At 65.1% G+C, this 17,211-nt stretch carries 16 protein-coding genes; 11 read left to right on the forward strand and 5 right to left on the reverse strand.

Annotation, left to right across the window (positions count from 1 at the left end; all coding sequences use genetic code 11):
* Window positions 1-5: 5 nt before the first annotated feature.
* The 4 genes from H2052_RS03445 (at window position 6) to H2052_RS03460 (ending at window position 5,399) form a co-directional block, all read left to right on the forward strand.
* The gene (locus H2052_RS03445; protein ID WP_293778118.1) at window positions 6-767 is read left to right on the forward strand and encodes an FAD binding domain-containing protein; all 762 of its coding nucleotides are present in this window, start codon (window positions 6-8) and stop codon (window positions 765-767) included.
* Window positions 764-1,237 carry a 2Fe-2S iron-sulfur cluster-binding protein gene (locus tag H2052_RS03450; RefSeq protein ID WP_293778121.1) on the forward strand — a complete coding sequence of 158 codons (474 nt, stop codon included), beginning with the start codon at window positions 764-766 and terminating at the stop codon, window positions 1,235-1,237. Before H2052_RS03445 ends, H2052_RS03450 begins: the two co-directional genes overlap by 4 nt.
* Window positions 1,234-3,564, forward strand: coding sequence for a xanthine dehydrogenase family protein molybdopterin-binding subunit (locus H2052_RS03455; protein WP_293778123.1), 2,331 nt, complete (start codon window positions 1,234-1,236; stop codon window positions 3,562-3,564). The genes H2052_RS03450 and H2052_RS03455 overlap by 4 nt, the downstream gene beginning before the upstream one ends.
* Before the next feature lie 65 nt (window positions 3,565-3,629).
* Entirely contained in the window at window positions 3,630-5,399 is a 1,770-nt protein-coding gene (locus tag H2052_RS03460; protein WP_293778126.1) for a CocE/NonD family hydrolase, read from the forward strand.
* A gap of 3 nt (window positions 5,400-5,402) precedes the next feature.
* Here H2052_RS03460 and H2052_RS03465 read toward each other — a convergent pair whose 3' ends face one another.
* Window positions 5,403-6,539 (reverse strand): aminotransferase class I/II-fold pyridoxal phosphate-dependent enzyme, encoded by a 1,137-nt coding sequence (locus H2052_RS03465; protein ID WP_293778129.1) that lies wholly within the window; start codon window positions 6,537-6,539, stop codon window positions 5,403-5,405.
* A gap of 178 nt (window positions 6,540-6,717) precedes the next feature.
* Between H2052_RS03465 and H2052_RS03470 the strand changes: the two genes are divergently transcribed.
* Both H2052_RS03470 and ettA read left to right on the forward strand, forming a co-directional pair.
* Window positions 6,718-7,728, forward strand: a complete 1,011-nt coding sequence (locus H2052_RS03470) for a polysaccharide deacetylase family protein (RefSeq protein WP_293778131.1) — start codon at window positions 6,718-6,720, stop codon at window positions 7,726-7,728.
* A 44-nt stretch (window positions 7,729-7,772) separates the two neighbouring features.
* A complete protein-coding gene (ettA, locus tag H2052_RS03475; protein ID WP_293778134.1) occupies window positions 7,773-9,455 on the forward strand; it encodes an energy-dependent translational throttle protein EttA in 1,683 nt (560 codons plus the stop codon).
* Window positions 9,456-9,464: 9 nt separating this feature from the next.
* On the opposite strand, the gene H2052_RS03480 is transcribed toward ettA, so the two are convergent.
* Genes H2052_RS03480 through H2052_RS03490 form a run of 3 tightly spaced genes read right to left on the reverse strand, consistent with a single transcriptional unit; the run spans window position 9,465 to window position 12,594 of the window.
* Window positions 9,465-10,127 carry a TadE/TadG family type IV pilus assembly protein gene (locus tag H2052_RS03480; RefSeq protein ID WP_293778137.1) on the reverse strand — a complete coding sequence of 221 codons (663 nt, stop codon included), beginning with the start codon at window positions 10,125-10,127 and terminating at the stop codon, window positions 9,465-9,467.
* Window positions 10,124-10,732, reverse strand: a complete 609-nt coding sequence (locus H2052_RS03485; RefSeq protein WP_293778139.1) for a TadE/TadG family type IV pilus assembly protein — start codon at window positions 10,730-10,732, stop codon at window positions 10,124-10,126. The genes H2052_RS03480 and H2052_RS03485 overlap by 4 nt, the downstream gene beginning before the upstream one ends.
* 8 nt (window positions 10,733-10,740) lie before the next feature.
* Window positions 10,741-12,594 (reverse strand): pilus assembly protein TadG-related protein, encoded by a 1,854-nt coding sequence (locus H2052_RS03490; protein ID WP_366484193.1) that lies wholly within the window; start codon window positions 12,592-12,594, stop codon window positions 10,741-10,743.
* Between the two features lie 91 nt (window positions 12,595-12,685).
* Between H2052_RS03490 and H2052_RS03495 the strand changes: the two genes are divergently transcribed.
* Together H2052_RS03495 and H2052_RS03500 are read left to right on the forward strand one after the other, a co-directional pair.
* The gene (locus tag H2052_RS03495) at window positions 12,686-13,324 is read left to right on the forward strand and encodes a squalene/phytoene synthase family protein (RefSeq protein WP_293778142.1); all 639 of its coding nucleotides are present in this window, start codon (window positions 12,686-12,688) and stop codon (window positions 13,322-13,324) included.
* 63 nt (window positions 13,325-13,387) lie between these two features.
* Window positions 13,388-13,825, forward strand: coding sequence for a histidine kinase (locus H2052_RS03500; RefSeq protein ID WP_293778144.1), 438 nt, complete (start codon window positions 13,388-13,390; stop codon window positions 13,823-13,825).
* Here H2052_RS03500 and trmFO read toward each other — a convergent pair.
* Window positions 13,822-15,150: a methylenetetrahydrofolate--tRNA-(uracil(54)-C(5))-methyltransferase (FADH(2)-oxidizing) TrmFO gene (trmFO, locus tag H2052_RS03505; protein WP_293778446.1), complete on the reverse strand. Its 1,329-nt coding sequence runs from the start codon at window positions 15,148-15,150 to the stop codon at window positions 13,822-13,824. The two genes, H2052_RS03500 and trmFO, sit on opposite strands and share 4 nt — an antisense overlap.
* Before the next feature lie 77 nt (window positions 15,151-15,227).
* Here trmFO and H2052_RS03510 point away from each other — a divergent pair, with 77 nt between their 5' ends.
* Genes H2052_RS03510 through H2052_RS03520 form a run of 3 tightly spaced genes read left to right on the forward strand, consistent with a single transcriptional unit; the run spans window position 15,228 to window position 17,153 of the window.
* Entirely contained in the window at window positions 15,228-16,490 is a 1,263-nt protein-coding gene (locus H2052_RS03510) for a glycosyltransferase (protein WP_293778147.1), read from the forward strand.
* Window positions 16,491-16,521: 31 nt separating this feature from the next.
* Window positions 16,522-16,749, forward strand: a complete 228-nt coding sequence (locus H2052_RS03515; RefSeq protein ID WP_293778149.1) for an AbrB/MazE/SpoVT family DNA-binding domain-containing protein — start codon at window positions 16,522-16,524, stop codon at window positions 16,747-16,749.
* Window positions 16,746-17,153 carry a type II toxin-antitoxin system death-on-curing family toxin gene (locus tag H2052_RS03520; protein ID WP_293778151.1) on the forward strand — a complete coding sequence of 136 codons (408 nt, stop codon included), beginning with the start codon at window positions 16,746-16,748 and terminating at the stop codon, window positions 17,151-17,153. Before H2052_RS03515 ends, H2052_RS03520 begins: the two co-directional genes overlap by 4 nt.
* Window positions 17,154-17,211 lie beyond the last annotated feature (58 nt).

The raw sequence follows: 17,211 nt of genomic DNA on the forward strand, positions 1-17,211 counted from the left end.
TGCGCGTGACAGGGGAAAGCGGAGGCTATGCGGCGCCGAACGATCTGGGGGCGCTGCGCGCGTTCCTCGATGCAAATCCCGGCGCCGCGATCCTCGCCGGGGGGCAAAGCCTGCTGCCAAGCTTGCGCGGCAAGGCGCCCCCGCAGTTCGTCGACATCGGCCGCATCGCGGCGCTGAAGGCGATCGAGACCGGGAGCCGCGTGCGGGTCGGCGCGGGCGTCACGCTCGCGGCGCTGGCACGGCATCCCGCTGCCGCAGGCGGAATTGCCGAGGCGATCGGTTTCGTCGGCAACGTCACCATCCGCAACCGCGCCACGGTCGGCGGCTGCCTCGCGTGGGCCGACCCGCGCGGCGAAATACCGCTCATTCTGCTTGCGCTCGGCGGAACGGTGGAGACGGACAGGCGCGAGATTGCCGTGGAAGATTTCATCGCAGGCCCGTTTCTGACCACCCTCGAACCCGGCGAGGTTATTGTGGCCGCGACGTTCGAAGCTGGGCGGAAACTCGCCTTCGAAGAATTGCTGGTGCGGAATTCGACCGGACGCGCCGTGGTGGCAGTGGCCTGCGAACGGGTCGGGGAGGCAGGGCGCTACACGGTTTCCGGCCTCGTCGATCGCCCGGTTCGCAGCACGCCGATCGCGGACGATCCCAGCCCGTGGTTCGATGATCTGCTTCTGCAATTCCCCGTCCTCGCCGATGCAAGCAGCCCGGCCTATCGGTGGCGCGTTCTTCGTGCGCTTGCCCTTCGCGCGCGGGACCGAGCATGACCCGCGTACCCGTCCACTTCCGCATCAATGGCGCAGCCGTCGCGGCACAGGTCGCGCCGGACCTGACGCTCGCGGATTTCCTGCGCGGCGAACAACGCCTCAAGGGCACGCACATCGGCTGCGAGGAGGGCGTTTGCGGAAGCTGCACGGTGATGGCGGATGGGGAGACGCTGCGGTCCTGCCTCACGCTTGCCACGCAAATGGATGGCGCCGACATCACCACCGTCGAAGGTTTCGATGATCCGGCGGGGGAAAGGCTTCGTAAGGCGTTCTCGGAGTATTTCGCGGCCCAGTGCGGTTTCTGTACTGCGGGTATGATGGCGGTGGCGCGCGAATTCCTCGCCGATACGTCGGTCGCCGATCACCGCGACGAGGCGGCGATCCGTTCGCGCCTCGATGCGGTCGTGTGCCGCTGCACAGGCTATCAGGCCATCGTGGCTGCCGTGCGCGCAGCGGCGGGCGCGGAATGAGCGTGATCGGACAATCGGTGCGCCGCGCTGCGCTCGATCGCTTCGCTGCGGGCCGTGGCCGCTACGTGGGCGACATCGATCTACCGGGCATGGCGACGGTCGTCTTCGCGCGCAGTCCCGTGGCGCACGCCGAACTCCTCGGTGTCGATGTCGCCGCCGCGCGGGCGATCCCCGGCGTTCTTGCCGTCATCACGGGCGATGACATCGCGGGTTTCGCGCCGCAGCCGTCGCTCTGGAACCTGCCGGGCCAGAACCATTCGGGGCTAAAGGCGCTGGCAACCGATCGGCTGCGCTACGTGGGCCAGCCGTTCGCTGCCGTGGTCGCCCTCGATCGCCGCACCGCCGAAGCGGCAGCCAGCGCCATCGTCCCCAAGTACCGGGCGCTCCCCGTCATCGCCGACATGGACGCCGCGCTCCGCACCGATGCGCCGCGCCTCTACGATCATTGGTCCGACAACGTCGTCGGCCGCCCCCGCTGGCAGGCAGGCGACATCGTCGCCGCGTTCAACAACGCCGCACTCGTCGTCAGCGACCGCTTCACGACGCAGCGCGTCCATCCCTGTTCGCTCGAACCGCGCGGTGTCGTCGTCGCGCCTGACCTTGATGGCGAAAGCATTACGGTCTGGCTCTCCACCCAGTCGATCCACCAGGTGCGCGCCGGCATCTCCGAATGTCTCGGTCTCCCAGAACACCGCATTCGCGTCATCGCGCCGGACGTAGGCGGATCGTTCGGCATGAAGGCCTGCCTCTACGGCGAAGAAGTGATCCTCGCCTTCCTCACGCACCGTATCGGCCGTCCGCTTCGCTGGATCGAAACCCGCGCCGAAGCCTTCGTCGCCTCCACCCACGGCCGCGACGAACGCGTCGACCTCGCGCTCGCCTTCGATGCGGACGGCCGCATACGCGCCCTCCGTTCCACCATCGTCCTCGACAAGGGTGCCGACCCCTACGCGACCTCGATGGGCACCGCCTGGATCACCGGCGCCGTGATGACCGGCCCATACAGGATCGACACGGTCGACATCGAAGCCATCGCCGTCGTCACCAACAAGACCCCCACCGGCGCCTACCGCGGCTTCGGTCAGCCGGAAGCGAACTTCGCCCTCGAACGCGCGCTCGACATGGCCGCGCCGCGCCTCGGCCTCGATCCGGCGGAGTTTCGCCGCCGCAACCTCGTGGCGCCGTCCGAAATGCCGTACCCCACGCCGACCGGCATCGTGCTCGATAGCGGGCGCTACGCCGATCTCCTCGATGCGACCCTTGAAAGGTTCGGCGATAACGATGCGCCGCCGTCGTCGCGCCGCCGCACCGGCGTCGGCATCGCCTGCTACGCTGAAACCACGAACTTCGGCCCATCGCCGCTCTGCAAGCTGATCGGCGTCGATAGCGGCGGGTTCGATATCACGTCGATCCGCATGGAGCCGAGCGCCCATGTGCGCGTCTTCGTCGGCCAGACGCCGATGGGGCAGGGCATCGAAACTGTGCTTATGCAGGTCGCCGCCGACGAACTCGGGCTCCCGATCGAGGACATCTCCATCGTCCACGGCGACACGGTTTCGTCCGCCTATACCGCGTATGCGAGCGGCGGCAGCCGCGGCGCGGGTGTCGCGGGCGGCTCGACCGCGCTTGCGGCGCGGCGACTGCGGGCGCGCATCCTGCGCTGGGGCGCACATCTTCTGGACGCGCCGCCCGAAAGCGTCCGTTTCGTGCAGGGCGGTGTCGAGGTAACCGACATGCCGACGCGCCGCATCGGCATCGCCGAGATCGCAGCGGCGGCGTACAAGGCGTTCTCAACGCCCGAAGGGCTGGAGCCCGGCCTTGAGGACAGGGCCGCCTACGACCCGCCCGCGCTCGCCATCGCCTACGGCTGCGTCGTGGCGCAGGTCGCCGTCGATCTCGATACGGGCAAGATCACTGTGGAGCGTATCGTCTTCGGGCATGATTGCGGCGTGCAGATCAATCCCGCGATCGTGGAGGGACAGGTGATCGGCGGTCTCGCGCAGGCGCTCGGCGCGACCTTGTTCGAAGAGGTGCGCTACGATGCCGAAGCGCGGCCGCTCACCCTGTCGCTACAGGATTATCTGCTGCCGTTGGCTTCAGACGTGCCGCACGTCGAACTCGTGCATTTCGAAACGCCGACTCCGTTCTCGCCGATCGGCGCCAAGGGGGTCGGCGAAAGCGGCACGATCGGTGTGCCCGCCGCCATCGCCAATGCGGTGCAGAATGCGCTCGGGGCGGCATCGCCGCTCGTGACACTGCCACTCACCGGCGAGCGTGTTTTGGCTGCCCTGTCATGCGACAGCGCGCCCTCGCGCGCTTCCGGTTGACATATCCCGCCTGGAAAATGATGATCCTGATCAGGATTGTTTCTGATGGGTCGGGGAGTCGCGCGATGAAAGCAGCACTGGTTTTGGGCGTGGCGCTTGCCGCCGGTTTCGCGCAGGTCGCCGCTGGGGAGGCGCCGGCCGATGCCAGTAAGGTGGAGATGCGCTGGGGCGAGCGGATACCGTTGCGCGACGGCGTCAAGCTCAGCGCCACCGTCTATCTGCCAAAGGGGCAGGCAGCACCCGCGCCCTGCATCTTCACGCTGACGCCCTACATTGCGCAGAGCTACCACGACCGCGGCGTCTATTTCGCGGCGCATGGCCTGCCGTTCCTCACCGTCGACGTGCGCGGACGCGGCAACTCGGAAGGCGAATTCCGCCCACTGATTCAAGAGGCGAAGGACGGCCACGACGTCGTCGAATGGCTGGCGAAGCAGCCCTATTGCAACGGCAAGGTTTCGATGTGGGGCGGCTCCTACGCCGGGTACAACCAGTGGGCGACGGCGAAGGAAGCGCCGCCGCACCTCGCCACGATCGTGCCCGTCGCCTCGCCCTATCCGGGCGCCGATTTCCCGTCGCGCAACAACATCGCCTACCCCTATCTGATGCAGTGGCTGACCTTCACGGACGGAAAGGCCTCGCAGGGCAACATCTTCGGCGATTCCGCCTTCTGGGCATCGATCGCCCGCGAACGCTTCGAAAAGGGCGAGGCGTTCAGCACACTGCCCCGCATCTTCGGCGGCGAGCAGAAGACACTCGTGGAATGGATTTCGCATCCCGCCGTCGATGCGTGGTACGACAGCTATGCGCCGACGCCCGAACAGTTCCGCGCGCTCGACATGCCGATCCTCACCATCACCGGCAGCTACGATGGCGACCAGCCCGGCGCGTTCGAATTCTACAAGACGCACATGAAGCTCGGTTCCCCGAAGGCGCGCGCGAACCACTATCTGATCGTCGGGCCGTGGGACCATGCCGGCACCCGCACGCCGCAGGCTGAATTCGGCGGACTGAAGTTCGGCCCGGCGAGCCTCGTCGATCTGCCGAAGCTGCATGTCGAGTGGTACAATTGGGCGATGGCGGGCGGCGCGAAGCCGGATTTCCTGAAAAAGCGCGTCGCTTATTATGTGATGGGCGCCGAGCGCTGGCGCTATGCAGACACGCTGGAGGGCGTCACGGCTGAGGAAAAGCCGTTCTTCCTCGATTCCACTGCCAACGCCAACCGGGTGATGGCATCGGGATCGCTCTCGCCGGCATCAGCGGGCAAGGGCAGCGCCGACAGCTATGTCTATGACCCCCGCGACGTGTCGGGCGCCGCGCTCGAAGCCGGCCTGGATCCAAGCCTCTTTACGGACCAGACGCTGGTGCTCGCGGCCGACGGCAAGCAGCTCGTCTATCACACCGCGCCTTTCGACAAGCCCACCGAGGTTTCCGGCTTCTTCCGCCTGTCCGCGTGGATTTCGATCGATCAGCCGGACACGGATTTCCAAGCCTCTGTCTACGAGATCACGCCCGATGGCGGCAGCATCCTGCTGACGAACGACATCCTCCGCGCGCGCTACCGCGACTCGCTGCGCGAAGCGAAGCTCGTCACCTCAAAGGCGCCGCTCCGCTATGATTTCAACCGCTTCACCTTCGTGTCGCGGCAGATCGCGAAGGGCAGCCGCCTTCGCCTCGTCGTCGGGCCGATCAACTCGATCAACACGCAGAAGAACTACAATTCCGGCGGCGTGGTTGCGGACGAAACCATGGCGGATGCCCGGCCGGTGACGGTGAAGCTGCTCCACGACAAGGCGCACCCGAGCGCGCTCTACATCCCCTTCGGTCAGCCGGAGTAGGGGTCAGCGCGCATTCTGCTTGGCAAACCACGGTTCGAGGAGCGCGATTGCGCGCTCCACCCGGTCGGTAGAAACGGCGAAGCTGATGCGCATGAAGTGGTGGCCTTCCACCGGATCGAAATCGATGCCCGGCGCCGTCGCGATGCCGGTGTCTTCAAGGATGCGCATACAGAAGGCCATGCTGTCGTCGGTCAGGTGGCCGATGTCGGCATAGATGTAGAAGGCGCCGTCGGGCGGCGCGATGCGGCGCAGCCCCATTTTCGGCAGCGCTTCCAAAAGAAGCGCGCGGTTGCGGGCGTAAGTGGCGATGTGCCCTTCCAGCTCATCGCGGCACTCGAAGGCGGTGAGCCCCGCGTGCTGTGCGAGCGACGGCGGGGTGAGGAACAGGTTGCCCATGCGCGCGCGCGCCGCGCCGATCAGCTCGGGCGGCACCACCAGCCAGCCGAGCCTCCAGCCCGCCATGCTGAAGTATTTGGAGAAGCTGTTGACCACCAGCGTGTCCCCCGAGAATTCCAGCATCGAATGCGCAGGGCCCACGTAGCTCAGGCCGTGATAGATCTCGTCGGAGATGATGCGGATGCCGCGGCGGCGGCACACTTCGGTGATGGCGGCGAGTTCGTCCTTCGGGATAATCGTGCCGGTGGGATTGGCGGGGCTCGCGACGATCAGGCCTTCGGGCGCAGGTTCCAGCGCCTCAATCGCCGCGGCGGTGATCTGGTAGCGTTCCGCCTCGCCGCAGGGCAGCTCCACCGGCACCATGTGCAGCGCTTTCAGCGTGTTGCGGTAGGCGACATAGCCCGGCCGCGCGAGCGCGACGCGCGCACCGGGCGCGAACAGGCAGGAAAGCGCCATCACGAACGCGGGCGATGCGCCGTTCGTCAGGATGATCTGCTCGGGGTCGAGCGCGATTCCGTAGGTTTCCTGATAGTGGCGGGCGATGCGCGTCTTGAGCGGAATACTCTCCCAATAACCCATGCCGTCCGTATCGAGGATGCGGTGCGCCTCGGCGATGGCCTCGGCCGGCGCGCCGGTCGAAGGCTGGCCGAACTCCATGTGGATGACCTCGCGCCCCTCTGCCGAAAGGCGGTGGGCGAGGCGGCTGATGGCAAGGGCGTGAAAGGGATCGATTTCAGCGGTCATGGCTGCGGGTTAGAGAGGCGCGGAGACACGCGCAAGGGGGAGGGTGCCATGCGTCCGTCACTCCGGCTAAGGTGTTGTTGAGCAATGTACGCCATGAGCCCGGATGGTTATGGCGGAAACGGGAATCGGTGTTGGAAGATCGAATGGCGCGAACCAGCGGTATCGGCGGGGGCAATTCGTGAAGCAGGCTTTGCTCGGGTCCGTCCGCGCGCTTGGCGGTTTTGCGGCGGCGCGCGCGCTGACCGCGGGGAAGCTGCGCATTCTCTGCTACCACGGCCTTTGGACGCTGGACGTCGCGCCGTTCGGGAACCGCCTGTTCATGCCGCATCGCCAGTTCGCCGATCGGATGAAGTGGCTTGCAGCCTCGCCGTATCCGGTGTTGCCGCTCGGCGAAGCGGTGGACATGCTCGCCGAAGACAGGCTGCCGAAGGGCGCCACCGTCATCACCATCGACGACGGCTGGTCCTCCACCTACACGCACATGCTCCCCGCGCTCGAAGCCTGCGGCCTTCCGGCGACCGTCTATGTCTCGACTTACTATGTCGAAAATGATGGCCCGGTGGCGAACGTCGCCGCGAATTATCTCACAGAGCGCGCGCCTGCGGGCACTTACGACCTCGCGGGCGTCCTTCCCGGTCTCGAAGCGCCGCTCGTCCTCGGCGATGCCGCGAGCCGCGACAGGGCAGGGGATCGGCTGCGCACGGCCGTGGACGAGGTGGGTTTCCAGCCGCGCATGGTCGGCCTTGCTGAAGTGGCGAACCGGCTCGGTATGGGTACGGAACCGTGGTGGTCAGGGCGTCAGTTTCACCTGATGCGCCCCGAAGAGGTGGCGGATGCCGCGCGCCGGGGCCTCGACATTCAGCTTCATACGCACCGCCACAAGGGTCTGCATCGCTACATCGACGCCCTGCCGCAGGAGCTCGCCGATAATCGCGCCTCGCTCGGTGCCATGCTCGGCGGCGCGCATCAGGATCATTTCTGCTACCCGAGCGGCGGTTTCGACCCGCGCGGGGAGGCGATGCTCGCCGAAGCCGGCATCAAATCCGCGACGCTCGTCACCGAAGGCTTGAACGCGCCGGGCACGAACCCATATCGCTTGCGGCGGTTCCTGGACGGCCGGACGGTAAGCGAAGCGAGCATCGACGCGTACCTCTCCGGCATCCTCGACATCGCCGAGCGGCTGCGCTAGACGCGCCGCAAATCCGAAAGATCTCGTGAGAAGGCGGCGGCGGCATGGCGTCCTACCAGTATAGTTTTGTGATGAAGGGTCTGACCAAGACCTTCCCCGGCGCGCCGAAGCCGGTTCTGAAGGATATCCACCTGCAGTTCCTGCCGGGCACGAAGATAGCCATCATCGGCGTGAACGGCGCCGGCAAGTCGACCCTGATGAAGATCATGGCCGGCTACGACAAGGATTACCAGGGCGAGGCGTGGGCCGCCGAAGGCGTTCGCGTCGGCTATCTTTCGCAGGAGCCCCAGCTCGATCCGGCAAAGACCGTGAAGGAAAACGTCATGGACGGCGTCCGCCCGGTCGCCGACATGATGGACCGCTTCAACGAAATCTCGACCATCATGGCCGATCCGCCCGAAGACGCGGACTTCGACGCGCTGATGAGCGAGATGGGGGAGCTTCAGGAGAAGATCGACGCCGTCGACGGCTGGACGCTCGACAACCAGCTCGAAATCGCGATGGACGCGCTGCGCTGTCCGCCGGGTGACGCGAGCGTCGAGAACCTCTCGGGCGGTGAAAAGCGCCGCGTCGCGCTCTGCCGCTTGCTCCTTGAAAAGCCCGAAGTGCTGCTGCTCGACGAGCCCACCAACCACCTCGACGCTGAAAGCGTCCAGTGGCTGGAACGGCATCTGATCGACTATGCGGGCAACGTCATCCTCGTCACCCACGATCGCTACTTCCTCGACAATGTCGTGGGCTGGGTCCTGGAACTGGACCGTGGCCGTGGCCTGCCGTTCGAGGGCAACTACTCCAAATGGCTTGAAGCGAAAGCCAAGCGCATGGCGCAGGAGGACCGCGAGGACGAGGGCCGCCAGAAGGCGATCAAGGAAGAGCTGGAGTGGATTCGTCAGTCGCCCAAGGCACGCCAGACGAAGTCCAAGGCGCGTATCAAGGCGTTCGACGAACTCGTCGAAAAGCAGAATGATCGCCGCCCCGGCGCCGCGCAGATCCTCATCCAGGTGCCCGAACGTCTCGGCAGCACGGTGATCGAGGCGAAGGGCCTCACCAAGGCTTACGGCGACAAGCTGCTGTTCGAAAACCTTGAATTCACGTTGCCGCCGGGCGGTATCGTCGGTGTCATCGGCCCGAACGGCGCCGGTAAATCGACGCTGTTCAAGCTCATCACCGGGCAAGAGACGCCCGACAGCGGCTCGATCAAGATCGGCGATACGGTGAAGCTCGGCTATGTCGACCAGAGCCGCGACCACCTCGATCCGAACAAGAACGTCTGGGAAGAGGTCTCGGGGGGCAACGAGCGCTTCTACTTCGGTAAGCACGACATCTCGACGCGCGCCTATGTGGGTGCTTTCAACTTCAAGGGTGTCGATCAGCAGAAGAAGGTCGGCCAGCTCTCAGGCGGTGAGCGCAACCGCGTCCACATGGCGAAGATGCTGCAGAAGGGCGGCAACGTGCTGCTGCTCGACGAGCCCACCAACGACCTCGATGTCGAAACGCTGCGCGCGCTCGAAGAGGCGCTGGAAAACTTCGCTGGCTGCGCCGTGGTCATCAGCCACGACCGCTTCTTTCTCGATCGTCTCGCGACGCACATCCTCGCGTTCGAGGGCGACAGCCACGTCGAATGGTTCGAAGGCAACTTCGAATCCTATGAGGAAGACAAGCGCCGCCGCCTCGGCGACGAAGCCGACCGCCCGCACCGCATGAGCTACAAGAAACTCACGCGGTAAGAGCCGTCGTCAGCCGCAGAGCCTGCGGTCTCCGTCGGAAAGGCCGGTCGTATTGGTGATGTTTCTGAGCGTCAGTTCGCGCGCGATGAACGCTGAGGTATAAGTGATGTCGCGTTCCGTAAAGATCGGCGCGATGCTGCTCAATATGCTGCTTCTCACCGGGAAGAACCAAGGCGTGTAGCGATAGGTCACTTCGGCGACGAGTACGTTGTTCGGGTCCGTGACGACCATGCCGTTCACTTCGTCGATCGTATCGTCGTCCTCACCATCGCCTTCCTCGCCGATTTCGCTGGACCGCGCGAGGGCGCCTTCGCAGCGCTGCCAGCGGATCCAGTGCCCATCGTCGTCGGCATTGCGTGTGATGGAACTAAGGACGATGCGACCGTTCGTGTCGAAATCGTCGAACGATGCCGACATCTGCGAACCCATGAAAAGCGTGTTGACGTCCACTTCGTCGATGCTGGCCCGATATCGTGCGGCAAGATCGGCGGTCGAGGTCGCGATGCGCGAAAGCTGCTGGTGCGTCAGCGCGAGATGGACCAGCTCAAGCCCGCCGAGTAGCGCAACCATCAGGAATGGGAGCGCAAACGCGAACTCCATGAACGCGACACCGGACTCGTTCTCGCGGAGCGATGTCCGAACCTTTAGGAGGCGAACCCGTTTCGTTGTCATGCAGGAATGCACTCCTCCTCGGGGTCGGGCACCTCGATGTTGCTGAACGGCTCGTTCTTAATCACGGCGTTGGCCTCGATCGTCATATCGTTATCGCCGCCGTTGATGACGCTTGAGGTCAGCTTGAAGATCATCGGGTAGGTAACCGTCACGCCGTAATAGAGGATGTCTTCGGCATCGCCGAGATCGTCGCTGCCGCGATCCGCGTCCCATTGCTCGTTCCCGTTGATATCGAGGTAGCAATCGCCGGGCCCCGGCTCGCCGCCCAGCGGCGCGACATCGGATGTGAGCGGTTCCGGCTGACCCACGGCTCCGAAGCTGGAGTAGCTCCTGCGATCGATCTCTGCGTGCGCTCCCTTGATCTGCCCGATTTTCGCGTTGAGGATCGCGTCGAGTTCCTCCGCGGTCGAGCCACCCGTCGCGGCGAGGCGCGAGACTTCACGCAGCGCGCCTTCCACGTTCGATTTTGCGTAGGCGAGATAGCCGAGCTCGATCCCGCCCATCAGCAGTGTCATCATCGGCAGGCTCAGCAAGGCGAACTCGATGATATAGCTGCCGCGCTCGTCCCGGCGGAGACGGCGAAGCGGATTGTGGAGGCGCTTCATTGTCGTGCCTACTTCGACACGCGCAGATAACCGATGTTCTGCGCGATCTTCTGGAAGGCCTCATTCAGATCTTCGGCGGTCTCCGCGACGTAATAATCGTCTTCCGAACTTGCGCAGTCCTGAATCGCGTTCTTGTCCGTCGTGCCGATCGAGGTGGAGAAGGCCACCGTCGAAACCTTGATACCCTGCTTCTTCGCCGCTTCGCAGATCATGCGGAAGCGGGCGCGATGCTCGGCCTTGGGCTCATTGGTGTCGGATTTCGTACGGTGATCCCATTTGTATTGCCCATAGGCCGAATAGCTGGTGCCCGGATCGATTTCGCCGTCGGACATGAAGACGAGATAGCGGTTGACGCCGCGTTCCTCGCCCGTGTGTCCGGGGGCAAGGTAAGTGCTGTCGTTGGGGAACGGCGCGCCGGGGCTGATAAGCGCCAGACCCCAGTACATGCCGAGCTCGTGATACGTGCCGCCGGCAGGCTTGAGGGCGTCGATGTAGCTGCCCAGCGTCGTCACGCCATCCGCATCGATCTGCGTCAGCAGCTTTGCCTCGTTCGGGCAGTTCTTGTTGGGCCCGGTCGTGGCCACGCCGTCCTTGTAGTGGCTTGACGCTGTCAGGCTTGAGTAGGTCGTATCGTAGCGAACAGCCTTGCTTGAGTACGTGTTGCTATCATTCTGCATACGCCAATTGAGGCTGGCCCAGGGTTGCTTCGTAATGTCCATGTACGTCGCGTTTGGCCGATATTTGTTGCCGGTCACGCTGACGCCACCGACCGATGAACTCGTCCACGGCGATGCGAAATAAGGCCGCCATTTCGGCGCGATCTGCCCCTCGACTTCCGTGCCCGGCGCGGCGTCGATAACGTCCCAAGCACCCTCCGGGATGGTTGTGTAGGGTGAGCTCGATGCGTCGATGGTCGTCACCGTGCTGCGGGCCTCGACACAGCCCTTCCACGCATAAGGATTGGCAGGCGTCGTTTCCGCGAGTCCGAGGGAAACGAACTGGTCTAGGTCCAGATTTTCATCGTCGTAAGAGCCCGTTACGGAATAATTCTTCCAGGCGTACTTCCCACTCACCGTCGCCATGTACGGCTCGCCGATATTCGTTGAATACGGCTCACCCGAGTAATCGATGTAGTTGGGGTTTTCCGCATAGAGCAGCTTGCCGACGTTGACGCCCTGCGAATAGGGAACGATACCCACGCGCACACGCAGTCCGCTGGTGCTCAGCTGATCCTGAAGCTCTTTGAGGATCTCGATAAATTTTTTGGAAGCGCTCTGCAGAGCGATCATGCGCTCGTTGTCGCTTCCGCTGTTGGTGTCGACATCCCATGCCATCGATCCGGTCACGTCGACGACGAGAACGACGTCGACATTCACGCCGGAGCGGCGCGCCGAACACTCGGCATTGATGTCCATCGACTGGATGCCCGCGATACGCAGCAACTGCGTCGAGATCGTCGTGGCGAGCGTGATCGTGAGCTCACCATCCTCGTCGACCTGCGCGGTGCGCGTGATCTCGCCTGTGTCGAACTTGCCTTCGGGGAAGTTGTAATCCAGGAACTTCTGGATTTCCTGATCGGCAGTCGAATTGTCGAGTACGGTGCCCCCGCTGTCCGTGTCGTCCTTCGTCATCACCTTGCGCCCGGCGAGCGCGGCCGCGTCGCAGGCTTGCGACAGGCGGGCCTCGGCCATGTAGGCGCGGGTGAGGTCCACGCCGCCGCCGATGGCGCCGACGAGCGGGATGATGGATGCGGCGACCATGGCGAGTGCGTTGCCTTTTTGGTCGCGTCTCAGGCGCGAAAGAAAGGTCGACGACTGCATAGCTTTCATGCGATTGCCCGGCGTATTGCTGCCCAGCGACATAATGTTCACCCCCGTGCACCGCCTGCGAACAGGCGCATGATCAAGGATGCATAACGGGAAATGCCTAAGAAGCCGTTGAGGTGACTGGTTAATGAGAGACGGGATCGGCGGAATTCCGGGCGTTGCCGAAACGATTTCCGAAACGGAAGCAATTGTGCGGGCCGAAGACCGGGATCGTTACGTTGCGACGCTGTTCGCCCCGGCCACCGCGAGGCCGCAACTTTTTGCGCTCCATGCCTTCGATCTTGCGCTTGCCGATGTGGTCCGTACGACCACAGAGCCGCAGATCGGCATGATCCGTCTCGCGTGGTGGCGCGACAGCGTTCAAGATGCGCGCACAAGTGAGCCCGTGCTGGCCGCCGTTGCCGCTGCGGCGCTGGATACCGGAGGGCTCGCGGCGCTCGCGGAGGCGCATATGGACGTGCTCGACGGCGCTGAAATCGGCGAGAGCGGAGCGCAGCTTTTCGGGTGCGCCGCTGTCCTGCTCGGGGCGGAAAGCGGTGCCGAACTTGCCGAGGCCGGCCGCTTCTGGGCGCAGGCGAACGCGCGTCGCTGGGGTGCGGAGGTCGCTGTTTCGAGGCCCGATAAGATGCGCTTCGCGCCCGCTATCCGGCCCGTCACCGCGCTTGCCGCCGTCGCCCGGCGCGACGCTGCAGGCAAGCGGGAGCCGCGCGGGGCGGCTGGCCGGCAGTTCGCGATTCTGCGCCACGTGCTGACAGGGAAAGCGTGACATCGCCGAAACGAACCCGTTAGGCTCCCTGCTTCGAGTCGCATCGAAAGGGCAGGGATGACAATGGTTTGGCGTTGGGCGGTCGGCGGGATTGCGGTAACATTGCTCGCCGCGGCCGCGGTCGTGGTCAGCGTGGACGACGAGCCGGCAACCGCGCCGCTTCCGGAGCCGCCGCCCGTCGCTGCTCCCGCCGCGCTGCCCGAGCCGCCGCAGGCGAGCGAGGCGACGCGCGAGGAAAAGCGTTTCCGCCGCTACGACCGCGATCGCAACGCCAGCGTCAGCCGCGAAGAATATCTGCGCGCGCGTCGGCAATCGTTCGACAGGTTCGATACGGACGGCAACGGCGTGCTCAGCTTCGCGGAATACGCCGTGAAGCAGAATGCACGCTTCGATGATGCCGACGCCGACAGGTCCGGCGAACTCGTCGCCGTGGAGTTCGAAAAGACGCGGACGGTGCGCGCCGCCACGAAGCCCAAATCCGATTGCAGTTGCGCTGATTAACCTGCCAGGGCGGCGATCCAGGCATCGAGATCGGCGAGCGCCCGCTCCGCGTAGGCCGCTTTCCGCGACTTTTTGGGAACCCGCGCGTCGAACGGCGGGAACAGGCCGAAGTTCACATTCATCGGCTGGTAGGTCTCCGCGACCGCCTCGCCCGTGATGTGCGCGAGGAGCGCGCCGAGTGCCGTCGTGCGCGGCGGCAGGTCAGGTGCGGTGCCGTACGCGTCGGCGGCGGCGAAACGGCCGGCGAGGAGCCCCACGGCGGCGCTTTCGATATAGCCTTCACAGCCGGTGATTTGCCCGGCGAAGCGGATGCGCGGGTCGGATTTCAGGCGCAGGCTGCCGTCGAGCAGCACCGGCGATTTGATGAACGTATTGCGGTGCAGCCCGCCCAGCCGCGCGAACTCGGCGTTCTCAAGGCCGGGAATGCTGCGGAAGATGCGCACCTGCTCGGCGTGGCGCAGCTTCGTCTGGAAGCCGACCATGTTCCAGAGCGTGCCGGAGGCATTGTCCTGCCGAAGCTGGACGACGGCATAGGCCTTCTTGCCCGTGCGCGGGTTGGTGAGGCCGACAGGCTTCATCGGCCCGAAGCGCAATGTTTGGGGCCCGCGCTCCGCCATCACCTCGATGGGCATGCAGCCCTCGAAATAGGGGGTGTTCGCCTCCCAGTCCTTGAACACGGTCTTTTCGCCGGTCATCAGCGCATCGATGAACGCGCCGTACTGCGCCTCATCCATGGGGCAGTTGATGTAGTCCTTGCCGTCGCCCTTGTCGTAGCGGGACTGAAACCAGGCGGTATCCATGTCGATGCTGTCGCGGTGGACGATGGGCGCTATGGCGTCGAAGAAGGCCAGGGCGTCCTCGCCCGTCTGCGCGCGGATCGCTTCGGCAAGCGGCGCAGCGGTCAACGGCCCGGTCGCGATGATCGTCTGCCCCCATTCTGGCGGCGGCAGGCCGTCCACGCGCTCGCGGCGGATTTCGATCAGGGGCTCGGCTTCGATCGCAGCGGTAACGCGTGCCGAAAAGTCGTCGCGGTCGACCGCGAGCGCGGAGCCGGCGGGCACGCGCGCGGCATCGCCGCAGGTCAGGATCAGCGATCCGAGACGGCGCATTTCCTCATGCAGCACGCCAACGGCACTCGCATTCGGATCATCCGACCGGAAGCTGTTCGAGCAGACCAGCTCGGCAAGCCCGTCCGTATGGTGCGCGTCCGTCCCCTGCAAGGGTCGCATCTCGTGCAAAACGACAGGAACGCCTGCGCGTGCGAGCTGCCAGGCGGCTTCCGAACCGGCGAGGCCGCCGCCGATGACGTGAACAGGTGTCTTCATGCGCGCGGAGATATGGGGAAGGGGTGCCTGCGTCCAGTGTTGCATGGTGGCGCGCTCTTTGCGATGAGCCTTGCCGAATGTCGCGCCGCATCCTGATCGTCACGGGGCTGTACCCGCCGAACGCCCCCACGGCGACCGTGCGCGCGCCGAAATTCGCGCGCTTCCTCCTGGATCGCGGCCACGACGTTCGGGTGCTTTCGGGGCAGAATCTGCAGTTCCCCGCGGCGGTAGACCCCGAGATTCCCACCGAGCGTATCACCGCCGTGCCCTATGTGCGGCGCGGGCGGGCGGCGCCGATGACGGAGGCCGACCAGCCGAAGCCGGGCGCGAAGGCGAGCGTGGAAACCGCCGCAGAGCCGGGCGGCCTCAGGCGCCTGATCTGGCAGCTTTCCTACCTCCCCGATCCGCACATCACCTGGATCGACCCTGCGGTCGAGGCCGCGCTGGCGTGGGACTGGAAGCCCGATGCGATCTTCTCGACCGGCCCGCCGCATTCGAGCCACATGGCGGCGGCGAAGCTGTCCCGCACGTGGGGTGTGCCGTTCGTGGCCGAACTCCGCGATTTGTGGGCCGACAACATCTACCAGAACGAAAGCCTCATCGCGAATGGCGTCAACCGCTGGATGGAGCGGCGCGCGCTTTCGAAGGCAGCGGCGCTGGTGGCGGTGACGGAAGGCAGCGCCGAAATCCTCGCGCGGCGCTACGGAAAGCCGGTCGTGTGCGCGGCGAACGGCTACGATCCGGCCGATTTCGTCGGCCTGGAAGACGTGCCGGCGCTGGATAGCGAGCGGCTCAGCATCGTGCACGCGGGTTCCACCTACAACGGTGGCCGCTCGCCCGAGCCGTTGCTCGCGGCGCTCGCGCTCCTGAAGCCCGACCCCGCGAAGCTCATCGTGCATTTCTGGGGCGAGGACAGCCACGTGCCGATGGCGATGGCCGAGCGCACGGGCGTTGCCCACCTGGTGCAGGCGCACCCGCCCATCGGGCGCGGCGAGGTGCTGCGCATCGAGCGCGCGGCGGATATCCTGCTTCTCCTCCGCTTCGCCACCGAGGGCGAAAAGCACGTGGTTGCGGGCAAGCTGTACGAATATGTCGGCGCTCGCCGCCCGGTACTGTGCCACGGCCAGCAGGAAGGCGAGGCGGCAGACATCATCCGGCGCACGGGCATTGGCCTTGTCAGCAACGATCCGGCGACGATCGCCGATTGGCTTTCACAAAAGCTCACCGAGCGCGCGAGCGGCCGCCTCCCTGACCTCCCCGCAGGCGCGGCGGACGGGCTGACGCGCGCGGCGCAGTTCGAGAAGGTCGAGGCGGCGCTCGCCGAACTCTTCCCCCGTTGATATTTGCGACCATCGCCGTTATAACATGCGTATGAACGCATCGCTCAAACTCGTGAAGATCGGCAATTCGACAGGCGTGATCCTGCCGAAGGAACTGCTTGCGCGGCTGCGCGTCGAGCTTGGCGATACGCTTTATGCCACGGAATCTCCCGATGGCGTGCGCCTCACGGCTTCCAATCCCGATTTCGAGGTGAAGATGAAGCTCGCCGAGAAGATCATGCGTGAGGATCGCGATATTCTGCGCGTTCTGGCGCAATGACGGTCGACCAGCGGATCGAGCCAAACTGGCTCGATCCAAAGGATGCCATCGCGATTCATGATCGCCAGCTTGCCGAACATGGCGGAGGGGCCGGAGTACGCGATTCCGGGCTTCTGGAATCGGCCTTGGCCCGGCCCGTCAACCGCTGGACCTATGGCGAAGACGATCCCGCCGCGCTTGCCGCCGCCTATGCGTTCAGCATTGCCCGCAATCACCCGTTCATCGACGGCAACAAGCGCACCGCGTGGGTGATCGCGCGCCTGTTCCTTGCACTGAACGGCCATGAATTGCGGTTCAGTGCCGCGGATGCGATCGCCATGATGCTCGATCTGGCGGCGGGCACGCTCCCCGAGGACGCGGCTGCCGACTGGTTCCGTTCGCGGCTCGCCGTCACCCAATCGTAACGCTGGCCTTCACGCGCGCGCGCATGTAGAGACAGCGGTCAAAGCCGACCATAATCCC

The sequence above is a fragment of the Sphingosinicella sp. genome, assembly GCF_013911755.1.
Classification (GTDB): domain Bacteria; phylum Pseudomonadota; class Alphaproteobacteria; order Sphingomonadales; family Sphingomonadaceae; genus Sphingosinicella.